Below are 19,823 nucleotides of genomic sequence, written 5' to 3' on the forward strand. Positions count from 1 at the left end.
CTTGCACTGCAGCAAAAATGCGCCACAATAAATAAAACGCATTTCTCACCACACCCCCTGGCAGTCATGGCAAAAATCGTCCTGTTCGAGAACATCCACCCGAGCGCCCGCGCGGTCTTCGAAGCCGCCGGCTACACCGACATCGTCACGCATGGCGCGGCTCTGCCGCCGGCCCAAATGCAGGAAGCTCTGCGTGGCGCGCATGTGGCGGGCATCCGTTCTCGTACGCATCTGGACGCCAACCTGCTGGCAAGCCCCGATCTGCGCGTCGTCGGCTGCTTCTGCATTGGCACCAACCAGGTGGACCTGGATTCGGCCATGCAGCGGGGCGTCCCGGTGTTCAACGCACCGTTCTCCAATACCCGTTCGGTCGCCGAACTGGTGCTGGGCGAGGCCATCCTGCTCTTGCGCCGCATCCCGGAAAAGAACGCCCGGGTGCATCTGGGCCATTGGGACAAGAGCGCCTCGGGCGCCTTTGAAACCCGCGGCAAGACGCTGGGCATCGTGGGCTACGGCAATATCGGATCGCAGATCAGTACCCTGGCCGAAAGCCTGGGCATGCGCGTCATCTATCACGACGTCGAAGCCAAGCTGCCGCTGGGCAATGCCCGGCCCGCCGGGACGCTGAACGACCTGCTGGAGCAGGCCGATGTGGTGACGCTGCATGTGCCGGGCGGCAAGTCGACCGAGAACATCATGAATGCGGAGACCATTGCGCGCATGCGCCGCGGCTCCATCCTGATCAATGCGTCGCGCGGCACGGTCGTGGATATCGATGCGCTGCACGCCGCGCTGAAATCCGGCCATCTGGCAGGCGCGGCCCTGGACGTGTTCCCGACCGAACCCAAGGGCGCGGATGAGCCGCTGGCCAGCCCGCTGATCGGCCTGCCCAACGTGATCCTGACCCCGCACATTGGCGGCAGCACGCAGGAATCGCAAGAGAACATCGGCCGTGAAGTGGCCGAGAAACTGGTGCGCTTTTTGCAAGCCGGCACGACCAAGGGCGCGGTCAACTTCCCGGAATTGCCGTATCTGGAACCGGCCGGCGCCACCCGCATCCTGCACGTGCACCGCAACGCCCCGGGCGCGCTGGGTACGCTGGACAATCTGATGGCGCAACACGGCCTGAACATTGTCAGCCAGACCTTGCAGACCAAAGGCCAGATCGGCTACGTGATCACCGACGTAGAAGGCCAGGTGGACGACATCGTCATGACGACCTTGCGCAACCACCCGATCACGGTCCGCTGCGACCGGCTGTAAATCGGGAGCCAGGGGGTACGGCGGTATCTGTCGCCCCCCTTCTACGATTCCCCATCCGTGGCGGCGGCCAGCAGGCATTCCGCCATTTTTTCGCGCACGCTGCCCGGATCAAAGGGCAGCCGGCCGATAATGCCGATATCCCGGTGAAACGCCAATTCGCCTAACGGCACCAGGCGCAGCCCGGTCATATCCAGCCGCCGCAGTTGCGGCAGCAATGCCACGCCCAGGCCGTGCCGCACCATGTTGGCGATGGCCTCGATTTCGTCCAGTTCCACCGCCTCGTGCACATTGATGCGGTGCTTCTTCAAGAAGATATCCACCACCCGCCCTCCGAAGGAGGCCCGGTCGTACCGGATGAAGGGCTGCGTCGCCAGCAGGTCGCGCCACGGCGCCAGAGGCATGGATTCAGGCATGGCCAGCACCACCGGTTCGCTCATCAAGCGTTGCCAGCCCAGCTCCGGAGGCAAGGTGAAGGGCGGGCGGATCAGCACGGCCATATCAACTTCGCCTGCGTCCACCTGCCCCAGCAGCGACAGCGACACACCTGGCACGATGCGCACGCGCACATCGGGATACACCGCGCGAAACCGGCTCAAAGCGCGAACCAGCAAGTCTTGCTGCACCGATGCGATCGCCCCGATGCGCAAGGAGCCACTGACGTGGCCCGCCCCCGCCGTGGTCACCATGCGTTCCGCCATGGCGACCAGCTCTTCGGCCTGCGCCAGCATCTCCCGCCCGTTGGCATTGAGCACGGCGGCGCGCGCGCTGCGGTCAAACAGCTCCACGCCCAAGTATTCCTCCAGGCGCTTGATTTGGGCGCTGACGGCAGACTGGGTCAAGCCCAGGTGCGCACCCGCCCCCGTGAAGGTTCCATCCCGCGCCACGGCGATGAAGGTTTTGAATTCTTTGATCACGATCAATATTTTTGATGCTAAGACACAAAAAATATCGTTTTTCAATCAAAAAAACAATACCTAAACTACGGACTGGTGCTACAGACCCGCCCGCGCTTGCGATGGGCCTGTCAGCCGCCCCACCCCTTTTGTCATACCCCGGAGCTTTTCATGACCGCCCAAACCAACCTGCCGCCGTTCCATCTGGCCTTCCCGGTCCGCGACCTGGCCGAAGCCCGCGCCTTCTACGGCGAAAAGCTGGGCTGTCCGGAGGGCCGCAGCTCGCCCGATTGGATCGACTTCAACTTCTACGGCCACCAGATCGTCGCCCACCTGGCGCCCAGCGAATGCGGCCATAAGGCCACCAGCGCCGTAGATTCGCATAATGTGCCCGTCCGCCATTTCGGCGCCGTGCTTTCCATGGAACAATGGGAAGCCATGTCCAAGCGCCTGATCGACGCAGGCACCGAATTCGTCATCGAACCCTACATCCGTTTCAAGGGCGAAGTGGGCGAACAGGCCACGATGTTCTTCCTCGATCCGTCGGGCAACGCGCTGGAATTCAAGGCATTCAAGAACATGGACTCTTTGTTCGCCAAGTAATCCGTCCCTACAGGTTTCGCGCCGTTGAACGTAATTTCAGACCCCCCTTCTTCGGCCGAAACCTCTTGGCGCATCCTGCCCCAGGGTGATCGCTGCCTGATCATTTCTTTTGGCGATCAGATCGACGCGTCGGTCGGCAAAACCTGCCTGGCCGCCGCGCGCAAGCTGCGCGATGCGCAGTTGCCCGGCGTCACTGACGTTGTGCCGTCCTTTGTGGCGGTGGCGGTGCATTACCGGCCCGATGGGCTGGGCAATGGACCCACCTATGCCGGACTGGCCGAGCGCATCGAAGCGCTGCTGGCGGACGGTATCCCCGCCGACGCCTCGGGCGGACGCGAAGTCGACATCCCGGTCTGTTACGGCGGTGAACACGGCCCCGACCTGGCCGATGTGGCCCAAGCCGCCGGCCTGACGCCCGAAGACGTCATCCAATTGCACAGCCAGCCCCGCAGCATGGTGTTCATGCTGGGTTTCGCTCCCGGCCATGCGTATCTGGGCGTGCACGACGAAAAACTGAATATCCCGCGCCGCCCCTCGCCGCGCACTGCGGTGCCCATCGGCGCCGTTGCGGTTGCCAATCGCCAGACCGTGATCTATCCGAACCGGTTGCCGGGCGGCTGGAACATCATCGGCGCCACGCCGTTAACCATGTTCGACCCGGCTCGTGAGCCCGCCGCGCTGCTCCAGCCCGGTGACTCCGTCCGATTCGTGCCCATCAGTCCCGAAGAGTTCGACCGCATCAAGGGAGGCCAGCTGTGAGCGTGACCGTGATCAAGCCCGGCATGCTGTCCAGCTTTCAGGATCGCGGCCGCGAAGGTTATCAACATCAGGGCATTCCGGCGGCCGGTGCCATGGACGAACGCGCGCACCGGCTGGCCAATGCGCTGGCGGGCAATGCGGGCGACCCGGCCACGCTGGAAATGACCCTGACCGGCCCCACCCTGCGCTTTGACGCGCCAGCTTGTTTTGCGCTGGCCGGGGCCGATCTGGGCGCAACGTTAAACGGTCAAGACATTCCCTTGCACCGCCCGCTGGTGGCCCGCGCAGGCGATACGCTGGCCTTCGGCGCCAAACCCGCCGTGGGCGTGCGCGGCTATTTGGCGGTGCATGGCGGCTTTGCGCTGCCTGCTGTCATGGAAAGCGAAACCACCTATTTGCGCAGCGGCTTCGGCGGCTTTCAGGGCCGCGCGCTGGTCAAGGGCGACCAAGTGCCACTACGCGCTGCGCTAGCCGCTGACCGCGATCTGGACGCGCTGCAAAAAGACCTGTGGAATCTGCGCGTGTATCTGCCGGGTTCGCTAGGCAACAAGCGCCGCGAGTTCATTCGATTCCTGCCGGGGATGCACTGGCAAGAGTTCTCAGAAGCCACGCGCCACGCCTTCGGCGGCGCTGAATTCCGCATCAGTCCGCAATCCGACCGCATGGGCTACCGCTTGTTGGGGCCGGCGCTATCCATGAGCCAGCCGCGCCAGATGCTGTCCGAAGCCGCGTGCTTTGGCACCGTGCAGGTGCCCTCGGGCGGCGAGGCCATCATCCTGATGGCAGACCGGCAGACGACTGGCGGTTATCCCAAGATTGCGCAAATTGCCACGGTGGACCTGCCCGTGCTGGCGCAGTACGCGCCCGGCCAGACCCTGCGCTTCCAGCTGATCGAGCTGGACGAGGCGCAGCGGCTGGACGGCGAACGCGAGCGCGCTTTCAACCAATTGCATCAAGCGCTGGAGCCGCTGCGCGGCCTTCTGGCCCAGAACTAAAGGAAACCGCGATGACCACCCGCATCGATATGAATTGCGACATGGGCGAAAGCTATGGCGCCTGGACCATGGGCAACGACGCCGCCGTGCTGCAGTACGTCAGCTCGGCCAACATCGCCTGTGGTTTTCATGGCGGCGACCCGGCCACCATGCGCAAGACCGTCGCGGCAGCGTTAAAGCAGGGCGTGGCGCTGGGCGTCCACCCCAGCTTGCAGGATCTGGCGGGGTTCGGCCGCCGCGTCATCCAGATCACGCCCGACGAAGCCTATGACATCGTGGTGTATCAGATCGGCGCGCTGGCAGGCGTGGCGGCCTCGCAAGGCGCGCGCCTGCATCACGTGAAGGCCCATGGCGCGCTGTACAACATGGCCGCCAAAGACGAAGGGTTGTCGCGCGCCATTTGCCAGGCCGTCAAGGATGTGGACGCGTCGCTGATTCTGTATGGTCTTGCAGGCAGCAAACTGATCGACGCCGCGCGCGCCATCGGCCTGACAGCCGCCAACGAGGTCTTTGCCGACCGCTCTTACCAAGATGACGGCTCGTTGACGCCGCGCACGCGCGCAGGCGCCATGATCGAAGATCTGGATCAGGCGGTAGCGCAGGTTGTGCGCATGGTGCGAGACGGCAAGGTGCGTTCAGTGGACGGCAATGACGTGCCGGTGCAAGCGGACACCCTGTGTATCCATGGCGATCAGCCCAACGCGCTGCTGTTTGCCCACGGTATCCGTCAGGCGCTTGAGCAGGCGGGCATTGAAGTCCGCACGCCCGCGCGCGCCTGATCAGGCGCGCCCGTAACGGGGCGCCAGGTCTTCCGCGTCCTGCAACGCGGCATCATGGTATGCCTGCAGAATGCCCGGCAACACTTCCACCACATAACCACGGCTCAGTTCGGCCGCGCGATCAAAATTGCGTTCGCTCAACGCTTGCGTAATGCCCTGCGTGTAAGACTGGATATTGTTCGTTTCCATCGACCGCTTGGCCAGCAGGTAGCGCAGCGGCTCGACTTGCTCGTAGAGCTTGCTGAGCATGCTGACCAGCGGCGTGTTGCCCGTGTACCGGGCAGCCGCCAGATAGAACTCGCGTGATGCGGCAATGCTGGCGCGGATGTCGCGCTTGGCCATCGACGCCGCAATGGCGTCGTCGTAGCTGCGTAATTCGGCCACGAGCGGCGACAGGTCCGCCGTCTCGGCGACCTGCCGGAAACAATAGGCTTCGAGTTCCGCGCGCAACTGGTACAGATGCCGAATCTGCGCTTCGGTGTAGAGCGTGACCCTGAAGCCCTTGCGTTGGATATGCGAAACCAGGCCGCCTAACTCCAGCAAACGCAGCGCTTCCCGGATGGGACTGCGGCTGGTGCCAAAACGCTGCTCTAGTTCTTGTTCCCGCAAGGGCTGCCCGGGCCGAATAGTGCCATCCACTATCAACTCACGAATCTGTTCCTGAAGGAAATACGGAATCGTGGCGGGCGCTTTGATGTCCAATCGGCTCCCCTTGTACTGCGCGATGCATGGTATGAGACATCGAGAAGATACTAGAAAACTCTTGAAACACAAATAAGAATATTGTTGCAGAGCACAGGACAGGTCTGATTTTTGGGCCCGATCAGTCCCAATCGTCGCGGTAAACGAACTTTGGCATCTGCCAGTTAAAGCGCAGGGCCAGCAACCGCAGGGTCAGCCCCACGGCCAGCGCTATGGGCACGGCCGCGTTGGCCGACAAACCCACAGATTGGGCCCCCAGATACAAGGCGCCCGTTACTACCGACACACTGGCGTACAGCTCTTTGCGGAACAGCAGCGGCACTTCGTTGCACAGCACGTCGCGCAGCACACCCCCCGCGCAACCGGTGATCATGCCGCTGATCAACACCACGGTGATCGGCAATTGCATCAATTGGGCTACTTGGCAGCCGATGACCGTAAACGCGACCAGACCCAGGGCATCGGCCAGCAGGAACAGGCTGCGCAGGCGCCGCATGACAGGCGCGATCAGCGCAGTCAAGATCGCGGCGCCGCCCGTCATCCACAGGTATTCGGGATGAATGACCCAGGTCAGCGGGTAATGCCCCAACAACACATCGCGCAGCGAACCGCCGCCCAACGCCGTCACGCACGCAATGATGCAAACGCCCATCCAATCCATATCCCGGCGGCCCGCCGACAGCGCCGCAGTCATGGCCTCAGCCACGATGGCGACGAGATACAGCGTATGCAGCAAAACCGGGGAAATATCGGAAAACATGGGGCGGGCGATGGGTTGGCACGGATTGATCAGGCCTCATTGTATTGAGCCTGCGCAGAAACAAGCTGCCATTGCCCGGCTGCCCCCCCATCCCGTACCCTGGACCTGGCGTTGATTTGCGTCAAACCGCCTCCCGCGTCGCGGCGGGAGAATGGATATATGCCCGCACGGGCGGACAATGCCAGGTTGCACGGACGCGGGAGTCGTCATCCTGGCTACACCGGGAGAAAACGTATGACACAGCAAACCGGCCCCATCCTCTTGGCCACCGACCTGAGCGCACGAGGCGACCGCGCCCTGGATCGCGCGTTGCAGCTGACCAAGGAACTCAACAGCAAGCTGATCGTCCTGCATGTCATGGAATCCCATGCCACGCCCGCACGCCTGACCACACCGGTCTGGCGCCGCCTGTCCACGGATCACAAGATGCTGGCAGAGCGTGAACTGGCCGAAGACCTGGCCGCCGCCGACGTGCCGACGGAAGTCGTGGTGGTCTCGGGGGACCCCCTCAGCCGCATCATGGAAACCGCTGACAGTTATGGCTGCTCGCTGATTGTCACCGGCATCGCGCGCGACGAAACGCTGGGCCGCTTGCTGCTGGGCACGACCGTTGAAAAACTGGCCCGCCAGGCGCGCCAACCGGTGCTGGTGGTCAAGACCCGCCCACGCAAGCCCTATCGCGACGTGCTGATCGCCACCGACTTTTCCGCCGGATCACGCCAGGCCTTGCGCGCCGCGTTGCAACTGGTGCCCAACGCCGACCTGACGCTGTTCCACGCCTACGATATTCCGTTCCAGGGCAAGAACGTGCCCGACGACGCCATCACGCGCAGCTTCTATAAAGCCGCCGAACAAAGCGCCCGGGAGTTCACCGCCGAAACGCCTGAACTGGCAAACGTGGCGGCGCCCAAGATTGTGCTGGAGCCCGGACAACCGGAAACGGTGCTGTCGGAATATTCGTTCAACCATCGCTCGGATCTGGTCGTAACAGGCACCCACGGCCGCACGGGCCTCTTGCGCACCGCCATCGGCAGCGTGGCTGAACGCCTGTTGGAATCGCTGCCCAGTGACGTGCTGATTGTCAGATTGACCGACGACCAATAGGGCCAAGAGCGGTTTCGGCCGGGCCGCAGGATGGACGCAGCGCGAGACCGCCGTCAAAGAACACGGCGGCGGATCACGCGTAACCCGCCCTACGAATCGCCCTGCTTTTCCATGGTTTCTATCGTGCCGCGCAGCATCTTCAACAGCACCAGCCCGGGCACGGCGATGAGCACCGTCACCAGAAAGAAACCCGGCCACCCCAGATAGTCCACCAGGGGCGGCGTCAGCGGACCCGCCAGATACGTACGGCCTACCGCTGACAACGCCGACAGCAAGGCGAACTGCGTCGCCGAAAACCGTTGCTGGCACAAGGCCATCAACAGGCCTACAAAGGATGCCGTGCCCAAACCGCCGCACAGGTTCTCGATGCCTACGCCCGTGGCCATCAGCCACAGGTTTTTCGGACTGATCGCGATCAGCCAGTACGCCAGGTTGGACACGGCTTGAAGCAGGCCAAAGGCCATCAACGACCGGTACAGGCCCCAGCGGGACATCAAGGACCCGCCAGCCAGGGCGCCGATAATGGTAGCCGCCAGACCCAGCACCTTGTTCACAGTACCGACTTCGGTTGGCGTGAACCCGGCCCCGCGGATGAGAAAGGTCGTGGACAGAGCGCCCGCAAAAGCGTCGCCCAGCTTGTACAGCACGATCAACAGCAACACGGCCAGCGCGCCGCGCCGGGTGAAGAATTCGTACAGAGGTTCGCCCACCGCCTCGGCCAGCGTGCGCGGCGCCCGGGCTACGTTTTCGGGTTCGGGCGCCATCAATGTGGCCACCGTACACAGCAGCATCAGGCCGCCCATCACCATATAAGTGTGGCCCCAGCCCAGCCATTGATCCGCCATGATCAACGCCAGGCCGCCCGACGCAATCATGGCCAGCCGGTACCCCATGACCTTGATGGCCGCGCCAGCACCGCGTTCCTCCTTGCGCAGCACATCCGTGCAATACGCGTCGAACGCGATGTCCTGCGTGGCGGACAAGAAGGCCACCACCACTGCCACAAGCGCCAGCGCCTGTAGCGACGATGAAGGCGACAGGGTGCCCATGACCATGATCGCCAGGGCCAGCAACACCTGGGTCACCAGCATCCAGCCGCGGCGCCGCCCCAAAAGCGGCGGCACATAGCGGTCTACAAAGGGCGCCCAAAGGAATTTAAGGGTGTAGGCGGTGCCAACCAGCGTCAGGAAGCCGATCTCCTGAAGCGGCACGCCTTCCACCGTGGCCCAGGCCTGCAAGGTTCCGCTGGTCAGCGCCAAGGGCAGTCCGCTGGCAAAGCCCAGGACCAGCAAAGGGGCCACGCGGGGACTGGTGTAGACGTTGGATACAGCGGAAATGACGGTCTCCTGAAACGCGGCGGCGCGGCGCAACAGGTGTTGCGCCGCAGGGCTTGCGGCATTTTAGGGCTTGTTCGCCCGCGCCGTCAGGGGCAGGCGTTTCGGAATGTCAGGGCGATTCGAAACGGTACACGGCAAGCGTGCTGCGCCAGCTTGGGAACAGCTTGACCTCGTGCCCTTCATTGAACGTGGCGCGCTCAAGAATGCGCACATCCACCTCGTCGGCCAACTGCTCAAAGTCGCGCAGGGTGCACAGGTGAATATTCGGCGTGTTGTACCACTGGTAAGGCATCTGGCCGGTCACCGGCATGCGCCCGCGCAAAATGGCCCAGCCGTGCGGCCAGTAGCCAAAGTTGGGAAACGACACGATGCCATAGCGCGCCACGCGCGCCATTTCACGCAGAATGTGTTCGGTGCGGTGCATCGACTGCAACGTCTGAGACAGCACAACGGTATCGAACTGCTTGTCGTCAAACAGCGCCAGCCCGTCTTCCAGGTTTTGTTGAATGACTTCCACGCCGCGCCGCACGCACGCGATCACGCAGGTATCGTCCAACTCAACACCTGCACCCCGCACCTGGCGGTGGTCGCGCAGGTGCGCCAACAAGGCGCCGTCGCCACAGCCCAAGTCCAGGACGCGGCTGCCAGGCTCGATCCAGCCGGCGATACGCGCCAGGTCGGGCCGCAGCGCGCTGTGGGCATAGCGGGGGGTCACGGGAGTCATTCAGAGCGTCCTTCGATCTGAGCGGCTGGGGCTAACCCAAGCTCGCGCGCGATGCGTTCGTAATAACCGCGCACCACGGCATGGTAACGCGCGTCTTCCAGCAGGAAGGCGTCATGCCCATGGGGCGCATCGATTTCAGCGTACGTTACCGGGCTGGCGTTCTTTAGCAGCGCACGCACGATCTCGCGCGAGCGTTCGGGCGGGAAACGCCAATCCGTGGAAAACGACACCAGCAGGAAGTCAGACTTGGCGGGCGCCAACGCACGCGCCAGATCGCCGCCGGTCATACGCGCGGGGTCAAAATAATCCAGAGCCCGCGTGATCAGCAGATAGGTGTTGGCATCGAAGTAGCGGGTGAATTTCTCGCCCTGATACCGCAGGTACGATTCCACTTCAAACTCGACGTCGTAGCCGTAGTGATAGGCGCCATTTTCAGCCGGCGCACGCTGCGCGCGGCCGAACTTTTCAGCCATGTCGTCATCGGACAGATAGGTGATGTGGCCAATCATGCGCGCCACCGACAGGCCGCGGCGCGGCACGGTGTCTTGCGCGTAATAGTCGCCGCCGTGGAAATCCGGGTCCGTGATGATGGCGCGGCGCGCCACCTCATTGAAACCGATGTTCTGCGCCGACAGGCGCGGCGTGCTGGCGATCACCACGCAGTTGGCCACGCGGTCAGGCAAGGTAATGGCCCAGCTGAGCGCTTGCATGCCGCCCAGCGATCCGCCCATCACCGCAGCAAAGCGTTCGATGCCGAAATGATCCGCCACGCGCGCCTGCGCCCGCACCCAGTCTTCCACTGTCAAAACAGGGAATGCCGCGCCCCAGGGCTTGCCCGTGGCGGGGTTGATACTGGCCGGGCCGGTCGACCCGAAACAAGAACCCAGGTTGTTGACGCCGATGACAAAGAAGATGTTGGTGTCTACCGGCTTGCCTGGGCCAACCATGTTGTCCCACCAGCCCACGTCGCTGGGGTTGTCTGCCGCCTGCCCCGCCACATGGTGCGAGGCATTGAGCGCGTGGCAGATCAGAACCGCGTTGTTGCGCTGCGCGTTCAACGTGCCGTAGGTTTCCACGGCAAGTTCATAGGCGGCAAGAGACTGGCCGCTGAGCAATGGCAGCGGCTCATCGAAACGGATGAACGTGGGTGCGACCAGACCGACAGAACCGGGATCAGCGGAGTCGGAAGTCGTGACGGTTGCGGGTACGAACCCGCTGGCCGAATCACCGGCCAAATTTTGGGCAGGAGTGGTCATACGGACCTCTTTAGCTGGATTTATTGGAAGGCGCCCGCAAGCGGATCAGGCAAATCGGCGCCGAAAATTTTGTACTGCGACAAGAATTCTAGCACCGCTTGAAGGCGGCGCAGAAGGGGCTGCCGACAGGCAGGCAGTTCAGGCGCCGGTCTCCCAGGGTTCCTGGCCCAGATATTCGTAGCGCTCGGTGTTCACGCGTGACACCCGCCACTCCACCGGCTGACGGTTGTACGAAAAAGCCACGCGGCGGATCTCCAGCAGCGCACTGCCTTCTGGCACGCCCAGGCACCGCGCATGGGCGCTCTCGGCCAGGCAGGTCCGCAGGCGCTCATCGGTAGCGATGACATTCACGCCAAAGACGTCCTGGTAGAGCGCATACAAGGTGCTGGCGCGTTCGCGCAGATGCGCGTCTGTCAGGCCCGGAAACCGGGATTCCGGCAGGCAGACGTCATCGGCCATGACGACGTCGCCGTTAAGCGACAAGACGTTCTGGAATTCATACACGTAGGCGCCGGCGGGCAAGGCGAGCTTCTCGCGCACCAACGCGGATGCTTTGACGCGGCGAAACCGCAGCAGCTCGGTGGTGGGGTATGACTTGTTGCCGTCCTGCCTGATGATCCGGAAGAACTTGAAGAAGTGATGATTGCGCGTATGCACCGCAACATAGGTGCCACGGCCCTGATGGCGGACCAGTATGTTTTCCGCGGCCAATTCGTCGATGGCCTTGCGCAACGTGCCAATCGACACGCCGAAGCGTTCGGCCAGATTCTTTTCGGGCGGGATTGCCTCGCCCTGCTTCCACTCGCCTTGCGCCAGCGCGGCAAGCACTGCCTGCTTGACCTGCTCGTACAAGGGGCTGCCCAAAGGCACCGTCGATGACAGGCTGTTGTTCATGGGTGCATCGCAATATTCAGAGGGCTCCAGTGTAGCGGCGCTGGCGCGCCTCATTCAAGTCATACAATTCATATATATGATTTAGTTGACATGAAAAAAAGCCGGCCATAAGATTTGCAAACGTTGTGATCCGCGCCGCGCGCAGCACCCCAAGGCGCCCCCCAGCCAAAGAGAGGAAGACAATGATTCACGCCGTATTGCACGATTCGAAAGACACGGTGGCGGTCGCCGTGGTGGAAGGCCTGACCGCCGGAACAGAGCTCAACGCCTGGATCATGGACGAGGACAAGATCATCCATGTGCGGGCGTCGCAAGACATCCCCATCGGCCACAAGGTAGCGATGAAAGACATGGCGGAAGGCGACACGGTTTTCAAGTACGGCGTGGACATTGGCCGCGTGGTGGCGCCTATCAAGGCCGGCCAGCACGCCCATGTGCACAACATCAAGACCAAGCGCTGGTAAGCCTTCACAGACCGCACAGGAAACCACCATGTCCATCATTACTGCTCAGACCACCTTCCAAGGCTATCGCCGCGACAATGGCCGCGTCGGCGTGCGCAATCACGTCATCGTCTTGCCGGTGGATGACATCTCCAACGCTGCGGCCGAAGCCGTTGCCAATAACATCAAGGGCACTCTGGCGCTGCCCCACCCCTACGGCCGGCTGCAATTCGGCGAAGATCTGGAACTGCACTTCCGCACGCTGATCGGCACGGGCTGCAATCCCAACGTCGCCGCCGTGGTGGTGATAGGCATCGAAGAAGGCTGGACCAAACGCGTCGTGGATGGCATTGCCGCCACGGGCAAACCGGTCATGGGCTTCAGCATCGAATTGCACGGCGACCACGACACCATCATGCGCGCGTCCCGGTGCGCCAAGGAATACGTGCATTACGCCACTGCGCTCACGCGCAGCGAATGCCCGATTTCAGACCTGTGGGTCTCGACGAAATGCGGCGAATCCGACACCACATCAGGCTGTGGCGCCAACCCCACCGTGGGCAACGCCTTCGACAAGCTCTATGCGCTGGGTTCCGCGCTGGTGTTTGGGGAAACCTCCGAGCTGACGGGCGGCGAACATATCGTGGCCGAACGCTGCGCCAATGACGCGGTGCGCGAACGCTTCATGTTCATGTTCAACCGCTATCAAGCCATGATCGACCGCTGGAAGACCAGCGATCTGTCGGAGTCCCAACCCACCAAAGGCAACATCGCTGGCGGCCTGACCACCATCGAGGAAAAGGCGCTGGGCAACATCCAGAAGATAGGCAAGCAGTGCCGCGTGGACGGCGTCATCGACAAGGCCGAAATACCCGACGGCCCGGGCCTGTGGTTCATGGACTCTTCCTCGGCGGCGGCGGAAATGGTGACCTTGTGCGCGGCATCGGGTTATGCGGTGCACTTTTTCCCGACCGGCCAGGGCAACGTCATTGGCAATCCAATTTTGCCGGTGATCAAGATCTGCGCCAATCCGCGCACCGTGCGCACCATGTCCGAACACATTGATGTGGACACCAGCGGCCTGTTGCAGCGCGATATCGATCTGAACCAGGCGGGAGACAAACTGCTGGAGTGCATGCTGGCCACCGCCAACGGCAGATGGACCGCGGCCGAAGCACTGGGCCACCGCGAATTTGTACTGACGCGAATATTCGAAAGCGCGTAAATCTACGCCGCCGGCGCGTCTTACAACGCGCCGGCCCCTCGCAGCACCATCGCAGCACCACGCATAAAAACCAGCAGACCCGGGCGCAGACCGCGGCAGCAAAGGCGTATGCATTCCTACCCGGGCGCCACCCCCAAGGAGGAACAATGATGAGTAGCGATCCGCAACACCCACCGCAGAACAAGCAGCGCCGGCGTTTGCTTGGCGCACTGGGCGCCGCAGGCCTCTGTACGCTTGGCCCCTGGCAGCAGGCGCTGGCACAGAAGGACAGCTGGCCCGCGCGCCCCATCAATTATGTGGTGCCCTTCCCGCCCGGCGGCCTGACTGATGTTGCGGCCCGGCAGGTTGGACGCGCGCTCAGTGAGTCGGAACGCTGGAACGTCGTGGTGGAAAACAAGCCGGGCGGAAGCGCGAACATCGGCGCGGCGCACGTCTCGCACGCGGCGCCCGACGGCTATACCTGGCTTGCCATTACCTTGTCGCACGCCGCCAATGCCACCCTGTTCGCGGGTAAGGCAGGCTACGACCTGACACGTGACCTGACGCCGCTTGCGGGGCTGGCGTCTTCGCCCATCATGGTTGTCGTCAACGCCAAGAGCCCGATCAAATCCATGGCGGATCTGGCGCGCGCCGCTAACTCCAAAGCGCTGGCGGCAGGCTCCAGCGGCAATGGCACTCCGCCCCACCTGACCTTGGCGCTCTATCAAAAGCTCACGGGGGTGCCGCTAATGCACGTGCCATACAAGGGCGGCGCCCCGTCGCTCACGGACCTGATCGGCGGGCATCTGGACGTGGTGTTTTCCAATTACCCCGAGTCCCTGTCGCATGTGAAGAACGGCTCACTACGCGCGTTGGCCATCACCACGCGCGAACGCACGCCCGATCTGCCGGACGTGCCCACCGTGGCACAAGCGGGCCTGCCGGATCTGATTGTCGAAAACTTTACCGGCGTGCTTGCGCCCGCGGGCACGCCGCCCGAACTGGTGCAACGCATAGGCGGAGCCATCGTTAAACAGATGTCGCAACCCGCCATGAAGCAGGCGCTGTTGCAGCTGGGCTTTGTGCCGCAGCCTCGCGGACCCGAGGCGTTCGGCGCCTACCTCCAGTCCGAGGTGGAACGCTGGGCCAAGATCATCCGCGACGCCAACATTCAAGTGGCCTGAGCCCGAAAGACCTGAATATCCTGCCCACCGACAAAAGGAGCCCGGCAGATGCGAGTGCTGATTTCAGAGTTCATGGATACCCCGGCCGTCGAGACCTTGCGGCAACAGTTTGATGTGCACTACGCGCCGGACATGGTCGAGCAGCGCGGCGCGTTGCTGGAAGCCGTAGGCGCTGCCGACGCGCTGATCGTGCGCAACCGCAGCCAGGTGAATGCCGAGTTGCTGGCGGCCGCCCCGCGCCTGCTTGCGGTGGGCCGGTTGGGCGTGGGGCTGGACAACATCGACCTGCCCGGGTGCGCCGCGCGCGGCATCCAGGTGGTGCCGGCAACGGGCGCCAACGCCCGCGCCGTGGCCGAATACGTCATCGGCACCCTGCTGTCGCTGCTGCGGGGCGCGTACCACGCCACCCCCGACGTCGCCTCGGGCCGGTGGCCACGCGCCGCCCTTTCCCAAGGGCTGGAAGCGCAAGGCCGCACGCTGGGCGTGGTGGGTTTTGGCGGTATCGGCCAGTTGACCGCCCAACTGGCTCGCGGTTTGGGGCTGCGCGTGGTGGCTTGCGACGCAGCCTTGCCGCCCGGCCATCCCGTCTGGGCGGAATCCGGAGCGGCGCCGCTGGCGCTGGACGCGCTTTTGGCGGAGGCCGACGCGGTCACATTGCATCTGCCGCTTACCCCCGGCACCCGCCACCTGCTCAACGCCGAGCGCATCGGCCGCATGCGTCCGGGCGCAATATTGATCAACACTTCGCGCGGCGGCATCGTCGACGAAGCGGCTCTGGCTGCGGCGTTGCGCTCCGGCCGCCTGCGGGGCGCGGCACTGGATGTCTTCGAACAGGAACCGCTACCCGCTGGCAGCGCTTTGGCCGATGCGCCCAACCTGATCCTGACGCCGCACATCGCCGGCTTGACGCAAGAGGCGAACGTAAGGGTTTCCAACATGGTGGCCGCCGGTGTGACAATAGCGCTTGGCGGCCGCGCCCGATAATGCGTGGCACGCGCCCCTGACAGGAAGGATATGGCTCACATCTATCTGGACGAACTTCAACACCTGGCGGCGGCCGGTCTGGCCTCAGCCGGCGCCAACCCGGCCATGGCGGACAGCACTGCCCGCGCCCTGGTCTTTGCCGAAAGCCAGGGTCTCAGCTCGCACGGCCTGTCACGCGTGCCGTTTTACGCGGGTCACCTGCGCGCCGGCCGCGCCATCGGTTCAGCCGTGCCGCGCCTGGTACACGAGCGTGGCGGCGCGGCGCTGATCGATGCCGGCTCTGGCCTGGCGTTCCCCGCCTGCGCCATGGCCGTCGAAGAGGCGGCCACCCGCGCGCGGGAACACGGCATCGCTTTCATCGGCGTGGCCAATAGCCATCATTTTGGCGAAGCCGGATATCACCTGGAGGCCCTGGCTGACGCCGGTCTGGTGGCGCTGGCGTTGAGCAATTCGCCGGCCGCAATGCCGGCATGGGGCGGCAAACGTCCTCTGTTCGGCACCAATCCCATCGCAGCCGTCTTTCCGCGGCGCGGCGGCGCCCGTCTGGTGATCGATCTGTCGCTGTCGCAAGTCGCGCGCGGCAAGCTGATGATCGCCGCCCGCGATAACCAGCCCATACCGCTGGGCTGGGCGCTGGATGCCGATGGCCAACCGACGACGGACCCCAAGGCCGGCCTGGCCGGCAGCATGTTGCCGGCAGGCGGGGTCAAAGGCGCAATGCTGGCAATGATCGTCGAACTGCTGGCTTGCGCGCTGACGGGCGCGCATTTTGGCTTTGAGACCGAATCTTTCTTTGTCGACGAAGGCGGCCCAGCGCGTCTGGGCCAGGCGTTCATGGCCATTGATCCGGGTGCGCTGGCCGGCAACAACACCTATCTAGAGCGTGTCGAAACGCTGGTGGATGCCATGCTGGAAGACGAGGGCGTACGCTTGCCCGGAGACCGCCGCCGCAAACTGCGCGACGAAGCCCAGAAGCACGGCGTGGACATTCCAGATGCGTTGATGGCGCAGTTGCGCGCCATGGCAGGCGCTGACTGACCTGAGCTGACGCCCCCTTGATCCAGGATTGCGCTGGCCCCTAGGCGCCGTGGGAAAACCACAGCATCAAGGGTGCCAGCAGCAGGAACACCACGGTGGACACCAGCACGGCGCCCGCCGCGGTATCACCCAGCTGCGTGTAGCGCTTGGCGTACATATAGCTGACCACCGCGCACGGCATGGCCATTTGCAAGGTCAATGCGCCCGCCAGCACGGGCTCCAGGTCCAGCGCCCACACGACCGCCAGCCCCGACCCCACCCCCACGACCAGCCTGATGGCTCCCACCTTGGCGCCATCGCGCATGCCGTTGGAGGGAATCAGCGCCAGCGCATGGCCCAGGCTCAATAACATCAGCGGCACCGTGACGGCGCCCAGCATCCTGGCCGTCTCGATCAGCCATTCGGGCACGGGAATGTGCAACATGCGCATCGCCACCGCGACAACGGACGCCAACAAAATAGGACTCTTCCAACTGCCTTTGGTATTCACGCCCGGCAGCAGACGTACGGCAAACGTGTGCATGACAAAAGAATTGACGGCAAAAAATGCCACCGCGACCGATAGGCCCGCATCGCCAAATGCCAGCTGAGAAATCGGCAGGCCCAGATTGCCCGCGTTAGGCAGGAACGCGGTGGGCAGCAAGGTGCGCACCGGCAGTTTCCACACTTTCAGCAGCAAAGCGCTGACCAGGGCGCACAGCAACAGCGCCAGCAAGGTGGCCGCAGCCACGTCAGCCAGCGCGCGGTCGTCCAGATGCGTGGTGACAAAGGTGTGGAATACCAGGGCGGGCGTCGTCACCGAGGTCACCAGCGTCGTGATGAATGCGCCCCCGAAGGGAACATCGCGCTTGCCCCAGAACACCCCGATGCCCACGCAAAACAACAACGGCAGCATCAGCACAAGGGTTGTGAGGTAGAACTGCGCGATGGCCAACATACAACTATTCCGTCAGAGATAAGGAGATTGATGCGTCGGGGCATCAATGCTTGCCTGCCGCCGCCGCGACCAGCAGCATAAGGCAACCTGTTAATGAAAGAGCGCCCAGCACCCACCCGCCATGTCCGCTACCGACCGTACAGCCAGCCACCGTTCCGCCGCCGCCGGCCCATCCATCAGCCGCGCCGCGGTGCTGCGTTCATCGCTGCCGCTATCCACCCAGCATCCGCCCATTCCCTCGCTTGCGTCGCTAGCGGGGCAACCCCGCAAAACCCTGTCTGAACGTCAGGCCGCTTGCCTGCACTGGTCCGCCGCAGGCAAGACCAGCTGGGAAACCGCCCGTATCCTGGGCGTCAGCGAAAGCACGGTTAATTTTCATCTGCGCAACGCCTGCAACAAGCTTGGCGTGCGCGGCAGGCGCGCCGCCGTGGTGGCGGCACTGCGGCTGGGCTTACTGGATTCCGTCACGGTTTAAGCACGACCGACCGCAGGAATTCCCGCGCGCGTTCGGCGGGCAGGCTCTCCTGGGTGCCAGCGGCCACGGCTTCGATCAGCATCGTGTCGGTCACCCAAACCTTGGCTTGCAGCCAACCCGGCTTGCCCATCGCCTGGCCCTGAACCTCAATTTCCTGCCCGTAAGCTGGCCACTCCATTGGGGGAGTCGCCTGCATATTTGTATACAGCGAGCGCATCAATGCCATGCCCAGCGCCCGCCGGGCGCCCGGGTCTGCCGCAACTTCCGGCGGCAAGGGCGCCGACCCTATGGCAAAAACGGCTTCGCCCACGGTGGCAGAAGCCAGAGTAAAACGCAGAGTATGGGTATCCAGCCGCAAGTCTCGGGTATCCGTCATGACCCGGTCGGGAAAGGCGGCCCGCACGTGACCGTCGGCTACGTCGACTTCCCGCCAGTTGTAACGGGGCGAGCACGCAGCCACCAGTACCGCCAACCCCACAATCAGGCCGGCTTTCTTGAACATGAAACGAAACAGCGATGAAATCGTCATTACCCGTGGACCAGGACAGTCTTTCAATTCAAGGAATCACGAAATTGTCGCCGATTTCAATGACCCCCGCGCCCGACGGCACGCCACTGGCCAACTATGTATGGCCCGCCGCCCCCAATGTCGCCCCGCCTATCGTCGGCCCGGGCACGCCCAGTATCTACCTGCTGCACGGTCTTAGCGAGCACGCCGGCCGGTACGACCGCCTGGCCCGCTGGCTGACCGCCCGCGGCTGGACCGTCGGGGCGCACGACCACCGCGGCCACGGCCGCTCTGGCGGTCCGGCCGCCACGCTGAGCCACCAGGAAGACCTGGTGACCGACGCCGTAGACCGGCTGCGCGCCTGGACGCTGGCCCACGGCCGTCCGCCCATCCTGCTGGCGCATAGCCTGGGCGCCCTGGTTGCGGTACGGATCGCCCTGCGGCGGATGGCCGAACTGGACGCCTTGGTGCTCAGTTCCCCGCCTTTTGTGGTCAATGTGCCACTGTGGGTACGCCGCACCCTGACCTGGATGTCCCTGCACGCGCCCGACCTGCGCGTGCCCCATGGCTTGGCGCCCGCCCGGATTTCCCACGACCGGGCGGTGGTCAAGGCCTACCGGGCCGACCCCTTGGTGCGCCGCCGCATGACGGGCCGACTGGCGCGTTTTGTGGACGAAGGCGGCCAGGAATCCCTGCGCGAAGCCGCGCTTTTACCCTGCCGCACCCTGCTGATGGTGGCGGGTGATGACTCTATCGTGGCAGCCGAGGGCAGCCGCCAGTTTGCCCAGCGGGCGCCAGCTGAATTGCTGACCCTGCGCTGGTACGACACCGCCTGGCACGAAATTTTCAATGAAACGGCCCCTATTTCCGACCCGGTCTACGCAGACCTGGACGAGTGGCTGGCACGCACCGCGCAGGCATTGTCCCTGCGCCCTGTATTGGCTCCCTCGGCACAGGAGGCCGGCACCCCGTAAAATCTGG

The 19,823-nt window shown here is 63.8% G+C and carries 22 protein-coding genes and 1 riboswitch; of the genes, 13 read left to right on the forward strand and 9 right to left on the reverse strand.

The window, feature by feature from the left end; translation table 11 throughout:
• The first annotated feature begins 66 nt into the window (after positions 1 to 66).
• The gene (gene serA / locus RAS12_RS19560; protein ID WP_306938221.1) at positions 67 to 1,263 is read left to right on the forward strand and encodes a phosphoglycerate dehydrogenase; all 1,197 of its coding nucleotides are present in this window, start codon (positions 67 to 69) and stop codon (positions 1,261 to 1,263) included.
• Between the two features lie 41 nt (positions 1,264 to 1,304).
• On the opposite strand, the gene RAS12_RS19565 is transcribed toward serA, so the two are convergent.
• Positions 1,305 to 2,177: a LysR family transcriptional regulator gene (locus tag RAS12_RS19565; protein WP_306938222.1), complete on the reverse strand. Its 873-nt coding sequence runs from the start codon at positions 2,175 to 2,177 to the stop codon at positions 1,305 to 1,307.
• A gap of 150 nt (positions 2,178 to 2,327) precedes the next feature.
• Here RAS12_RS19565 and RAS12_RS19570 point away from each other — a divergent pair, with 150 nt between their 5' ends.
• From RAS12_RS19570 to RAS12_RS19585, 4 genes are read left to right on the forward strand one after another with little or no spacing between them, the layout of a single operon-like run.
• Positions 2,328 to 2,759: a VOC family protein gene (locus tag RAS12_RS19570; RefSeq protein WP_306938223.1), complete on the forward strand. Its 432-nt coding sequence runs from the start codon at positions 2,328 to 2,330 to the stop codon at positions 2,757 to 2,759.
• A gap of 24 nt (positions 2,760 to 2,783) precedes the next feature.
• The gene (gene pxpB / locus RAS12_RS19575; protein ID WP_306938225.1) at positions 2,784 to 3,518 is read left to right on the forward strand and encodes a 5-oxoprolinase subunit PxpB; all 735 of its coding nucleotides are present in this window, start codon (positions 2,784 to 2,786) and stop codon (positions 3,516 to 3,518) included.
• Positions 3,515 to 4,513: a 5-oxoprolinase subunit C family protein gene (locus RAS12_RS19580; RefSeq protein WP_306938226.1), complete on the forward strand. Its 999-nt coding sequence runs from the start codon at positions 3,515 to 3,517 to the stop codon at positions 4,511 to 4,513. Before pxpB ends, RAS12_RS19580 begins: the two co-directional genes overlap by 4 nt.
• 11 nt (positions 4,514 to 4,524) lie before the next feature.
• Positions 4,525 to 5,292 (forward strand): LamB/YcsF family protein, encoded by a 768-nt coding sequence (locus tag RAS12_RS19585; RefSeq protein ID WP_306938227.1) that lies wholly within the window; start codon positions 4,525 to 4,527, stop codon positions 5,290 to 5,292.
• Here RAS12_RS19585 and RAS12_RS19590 read toward each other — a convergent pair whose 3' ends face one another.
• Positions 5,293 to 5,994 (reverse strand): GntR family transcriptional regulator, encoded by a 702-nt coding sequence (locus RAS12_RS19590; RefSeq protein WP_306938228.1) that lies wholly within the window; start codon positions 5,992 to 5,994, stop codon positions 5,293 to 5,295.
• 121 nt (positions 5,995 to 6,115) lie between these two features.
• On the reverse strand, positions 6,116 to 6,754 hold the full coding sequence (locus RAS12_RS19595; RefSeq protein WP_306938230.1) for a trimeric intracellular cation channel family protein: 639 nt from the start codon (positions 6,752 to 6,754) through the stop codon (positions 6,116 to 6,118).
• 234 nt (positions 6,755 to 6,988) lie between these two features.
• On the opposite strand from RAS12_RS19595, the gene RAS12_RS19600 reads away from it, so the two are divergent.
• Complete coding sequence (locus tag RAS12_RS19600) at positions 6,989 to 7,858, forward strand: universal stress protein (RefSeq protein WP_306938231.1); 870 nt, start codon at positions 6,989 to 6,991, stop codon at positions 7,856 to 7,858.
• 89 nt (positions 7,859 to 7,947) lie between these two features.
• Here RAS12_RS19600 and RAS12_RS19605 read toward each other — a convergent pair whose 3' ends face one another.
• From RAS12_RS19605 to RAS12_RS19620, 4 genes are all read right to left on the reverse strand, one after another.
• Positions 7,948 to 9,228: a muropeptide transporter gene (locus RAS12_RS19605; protein ID WP_442538723.1), complete on the reverse strand. Its 1,281-nt coding sequence runs from the start codon at positions 9,226 to 9,228 to the stop codon at positions 7,948 to 7,950.
• Positions 9,229 to 9,304: 76 nt separating this feature from the next.
• Positions 9,305 to 9,919 carry a methionine biosynthesis protein MetW gene (gene metW, locus RAS12_RS19610; protein ID WP_306938232.1) on the reverse strand — a complete coding sequence of 205 codons (615 nt, stop codon included), beginning with the start codon at positions 9,917 to 9,919 and terminating at the stop codon, positions 9,305 to 9,307.
• A complete protein-coding gene (metX, locus tag RAS12_RS19615; protein ID WP_306938234.1) occupies positions 9,916 to 11,175 on the reverse strand; it encodes a homoserine O-succinyltransferase MetX in 1,260 nt (419 codons plus the stop codon). Before metX ends, metW begins: the two co-directional genes overlap by 4 nt.
• Positions 11,165 to 11,246: riboswitch (SAM riboswitch) on the reverse strand. (Overlaps the previous gene by 11 nt.)
• Before the next feature lie 67 nt (positions 11,247 to 11,313).
• Positions 11,314 to 12,069: a GntR family transcriptional regulator gene (locus RAS12_RS19620; protein ID WP_306938236.1), complete on the reverse strand. Its 756-nt coding sequence runs from the start codon at positions 12,067 to 12,069 to the stop codon at positions 11,314 to 11,316.
• Between the two features lie 182 nt (positions 12,070 to 12,251).
• Here RAS12_RS19620 and RAS12_RS19625 point away from each other — a divergent pair, with 182 nt between their 5' ends.
• The 5 genes from RAS12_RS19625 to RAS12_RS19645 all read left to right on the forward strand — a co-directional run bounded on the left by RAS12_RS19625 (position 12,252) and on the right by RAS12_RS19645 (position 16,922).
• Entirely contained in the window at positions 12,252 to 12,533 is a 282-nt protein-coding gene (locus RAS12_RS19625; RefSeq protein WP_306938237.1) for a UxaA family hydrolase, read from the forward strand.
• 28 nt (positions 12,534 to 12,561) lie between these two features.
• Complete coding sequence (locus RAS12_RS19630) at positions 12,562 to 13,737, forward strand: UxaA family hydrolase (protein WP_306938238.1); 1,176 nt, start codon at positions 12,562 to 12,564, stop codon at positions 13,735 to 13,737.
• Between the two features lie 149 nt (positions 13,738 to 13,886).
• Positions 13,887 to 14,900: a Bug family tripartite tricarboxylate transporter substrate binding protein gene (locus RAS12_RS19635; protein WP_306951533.1), complete on the forward strand. Its 1,014-nt coding sequence runs from the start codon at positions 13,887 to 13,889 to the stop codon at positions 14,898 to 14,900.
• Between the two features lie 48 nt (positions 14,901 to 14,948).
• On the forward strand, positions 14,949 to 15,884 hold the full coding sequence (locus RAS12_RS19640) for a hydroxyacid dehydrogenase (protein ID WP_306938239.1): 936 nt from the start codon (positions 14,949 to 14,951) through the stop codon (positions 15,882 to 15,884).
• A 30-nt stretch (positions 15,885 to 15,914) separates the two neighbouring features.
• The gene (locus RAS12_RS19645) at positions 15,915 to 16,922 is read left to right on the forward strand and encodes an Ldh family oxidoreductase (RefSeq protein WP_306938241.1); all 1,008 of its coding nucleotides are present in this window, start codon (positions 15,915 to 15,917) and stop codon (positions 16,920 to 16,922) included.
• Positions 16,923 to 16,962: 40 nt separating this feature from the next.
• Here RAS12_RS19645 and RAS12_RS19650 read toward each other — a convergent pair whose 3' ends face one another.
• The gene (locus RAS12_RS19650; RefSeq protein ID WP_306938243.1) at positions 16,963 to 17,859 is read right to left on the reverse strand and encodes an AEC family transporter; all 897 of its coding nucleotides are present in this window, start codon (positions 17,857 to 17,859) and stop codon (positions 16,963 to 16,965) included.
• Positions 17,860 to 18,091: 232 nt separating this feature from the next.
• On the opposite strand from RAS12_RS19650, the gene RAS12_RS19655 reads away from it, so the two are divergent.
• Positions 18,092 to 18,334: a helix-turn-helix domain-containing protein gene (locus RAS12_RS19655; protein WP_306951534.1), complete on the forward strand. Its 243-nt coding sequence runs from the start codon at positions 18,092 to 18,094 to the stop codon at positions 18,332 to 18,334.
• Here the strand turns inward: RAS12_RS19655 and RAS12_RS19660 are convergent.
• Complete coding sequence (locus tag RAS12_RS19660; RefSeq protein WP_306938245.1) at positions 18,324 to 18,863, reverse strand: hypothetical protein; 540 nt, start codon at positions 18,861 to 18,863, stop codon at positions 18,324 to 18,326. The two genes, RAS12_RS19655 and RAS12_RS19660, sit on opposite strands and share 11 nt — an antisense overlap.
• A 44-nt stretch (positions 18,864 to 18,907) precedes the next feature.
• Between RAS12_RS19660 and RAS12_RS19665 the strand changes: the two genes are divergently transcribed.
• Positions 18,908 to 19,816: an alpha/beta hydrolase gene (locus RAS12_RS19665; protein WP_306938247.1), complete on the forward strand. Its 909-nt coding sequence runs from the start codon at positions 18,908 to 18,910 to the stop codon at positions 19,814 to 19,816.
• Positions 19,817 to 19,823 lie beyond the last annotated feature (7 nt).

It is taken from the genome of Achromobacter seleniivolatilans (assembly GCF_030864005.1).
Lineage (GTDB): Bacteria > Pseudomonadota > Gammaproteobacteria > Burkholderiales > Burkholderiaceae_B > Achromobacter > Achromobacter seleniivolatilans.

Excerpts from the sequence above, each read along its gene's own strand:
- RAS12_RS19635 (WP_306951533.1), top strand. The coding sequence starts at position 13,887 with ATGAGTAGCGATCCGCAACACCCACCGCAGAACAAGCAGCGCCGGCGT.
- RAS12_RS19625 (WP_306938237.1), top strand. The coding sequence starts at position 12,252 with ATGATTCACGCCGTATTGCACGATTCGAAAGACACGGTGGCGGTCGCC.
- RAS12_RS19595 (WP_306938230.1), bottom strand. The coding sequence starts at position 6,754 with ATGTTTTCCGATATTTCCCCGGTTTTGCTGCATACGCTGTATCTCGTC.
- RAS12_RS19620 (WP_306938236.1), bottom strand. The coding sequence starts at position 12,069 with ATGAACAACAGCCTGTCATCGACGGTGCCTTTGGGCAGCCCCTTGTAC.
- RAS12_RS19600 (WP_306938231.1), top strand. The coding sequence starts at position 6,989 with ATGACACAGCAAACCGGCCCCATCCTCTTGGCCACCGACCTGAGCGCA.
- RAS12_RS19570 (WP_306938223.1), top strand. The coding sequence starts at position 2,328 with ATGACCGCCCAAACCAACCTGCCGCCGTTCCATCTGGCCTTCCCGGTC.
- metW (WP_306938232.1), bottom strand. The coding sequence starts at position 9,919 with ATGACTCCCGTGACCCCCCGCTATGCCCACAGCGCGCTGCGGCCCGAC.
- serA (WP_306938221.1), top strand. The coding sequence starts at position 67 with ATGGCAAAAATCGTCCTGTTCGAGAACATCCACCCGAGCGCCCGCGCG.
- RAS12_RS19585 (WP_306938227.1), top strand. The coding sequence starts at position 4,525 with ATGACCACCCGCATCGATATGAATTGCGACATGGGCGAAAGCTATGGC.
- RAS12_RS19650 (WP_306938243.1), bottom strand. The coding sequence starts at position 17,859 with ATGTTGGCCATCGCGCAGTTCTACCTCACAACCCTTGTGCTGATGCTG.
- RAS12_RS19660 (WP_306938245.1), bottom strand. The coding sequence starts at position 18,863 with ATGACGATTTCATCGCTGTTTCGTTTCATGTTCAAGAAAGCCGGCCTG.
- RAS12_RS19640 (WP_306938239.1), top strand. The coding sequence starts at position 14,949 with ATGCGAGTGCTGATTTCAGAGTTCATGGATACCCCGGCCGTCGAGACC.
- metX (WP_306938234.1), bottom strand. The coding sequence starts at position 11,175 with ATGACCACTCCTGCCCAAAATTTGGCCGGTGATTCGGCCAGCGGGTTC.
- RAS12_RS19630 (WP_306938238.1), top strand. The coding sequence starts at position 12,562 with ATGTCCATCATTACTGCTCAGACCACCTTCCAAGGCTATCGCCGCGAC.
- RAS12_RS19645 (WP_306938241.1), top strand. The coding sequence starts at position 15,915 with ATGGCTCACATCTATCTGGACGAACTTCAACACCTGGCGGCGGCCGGT.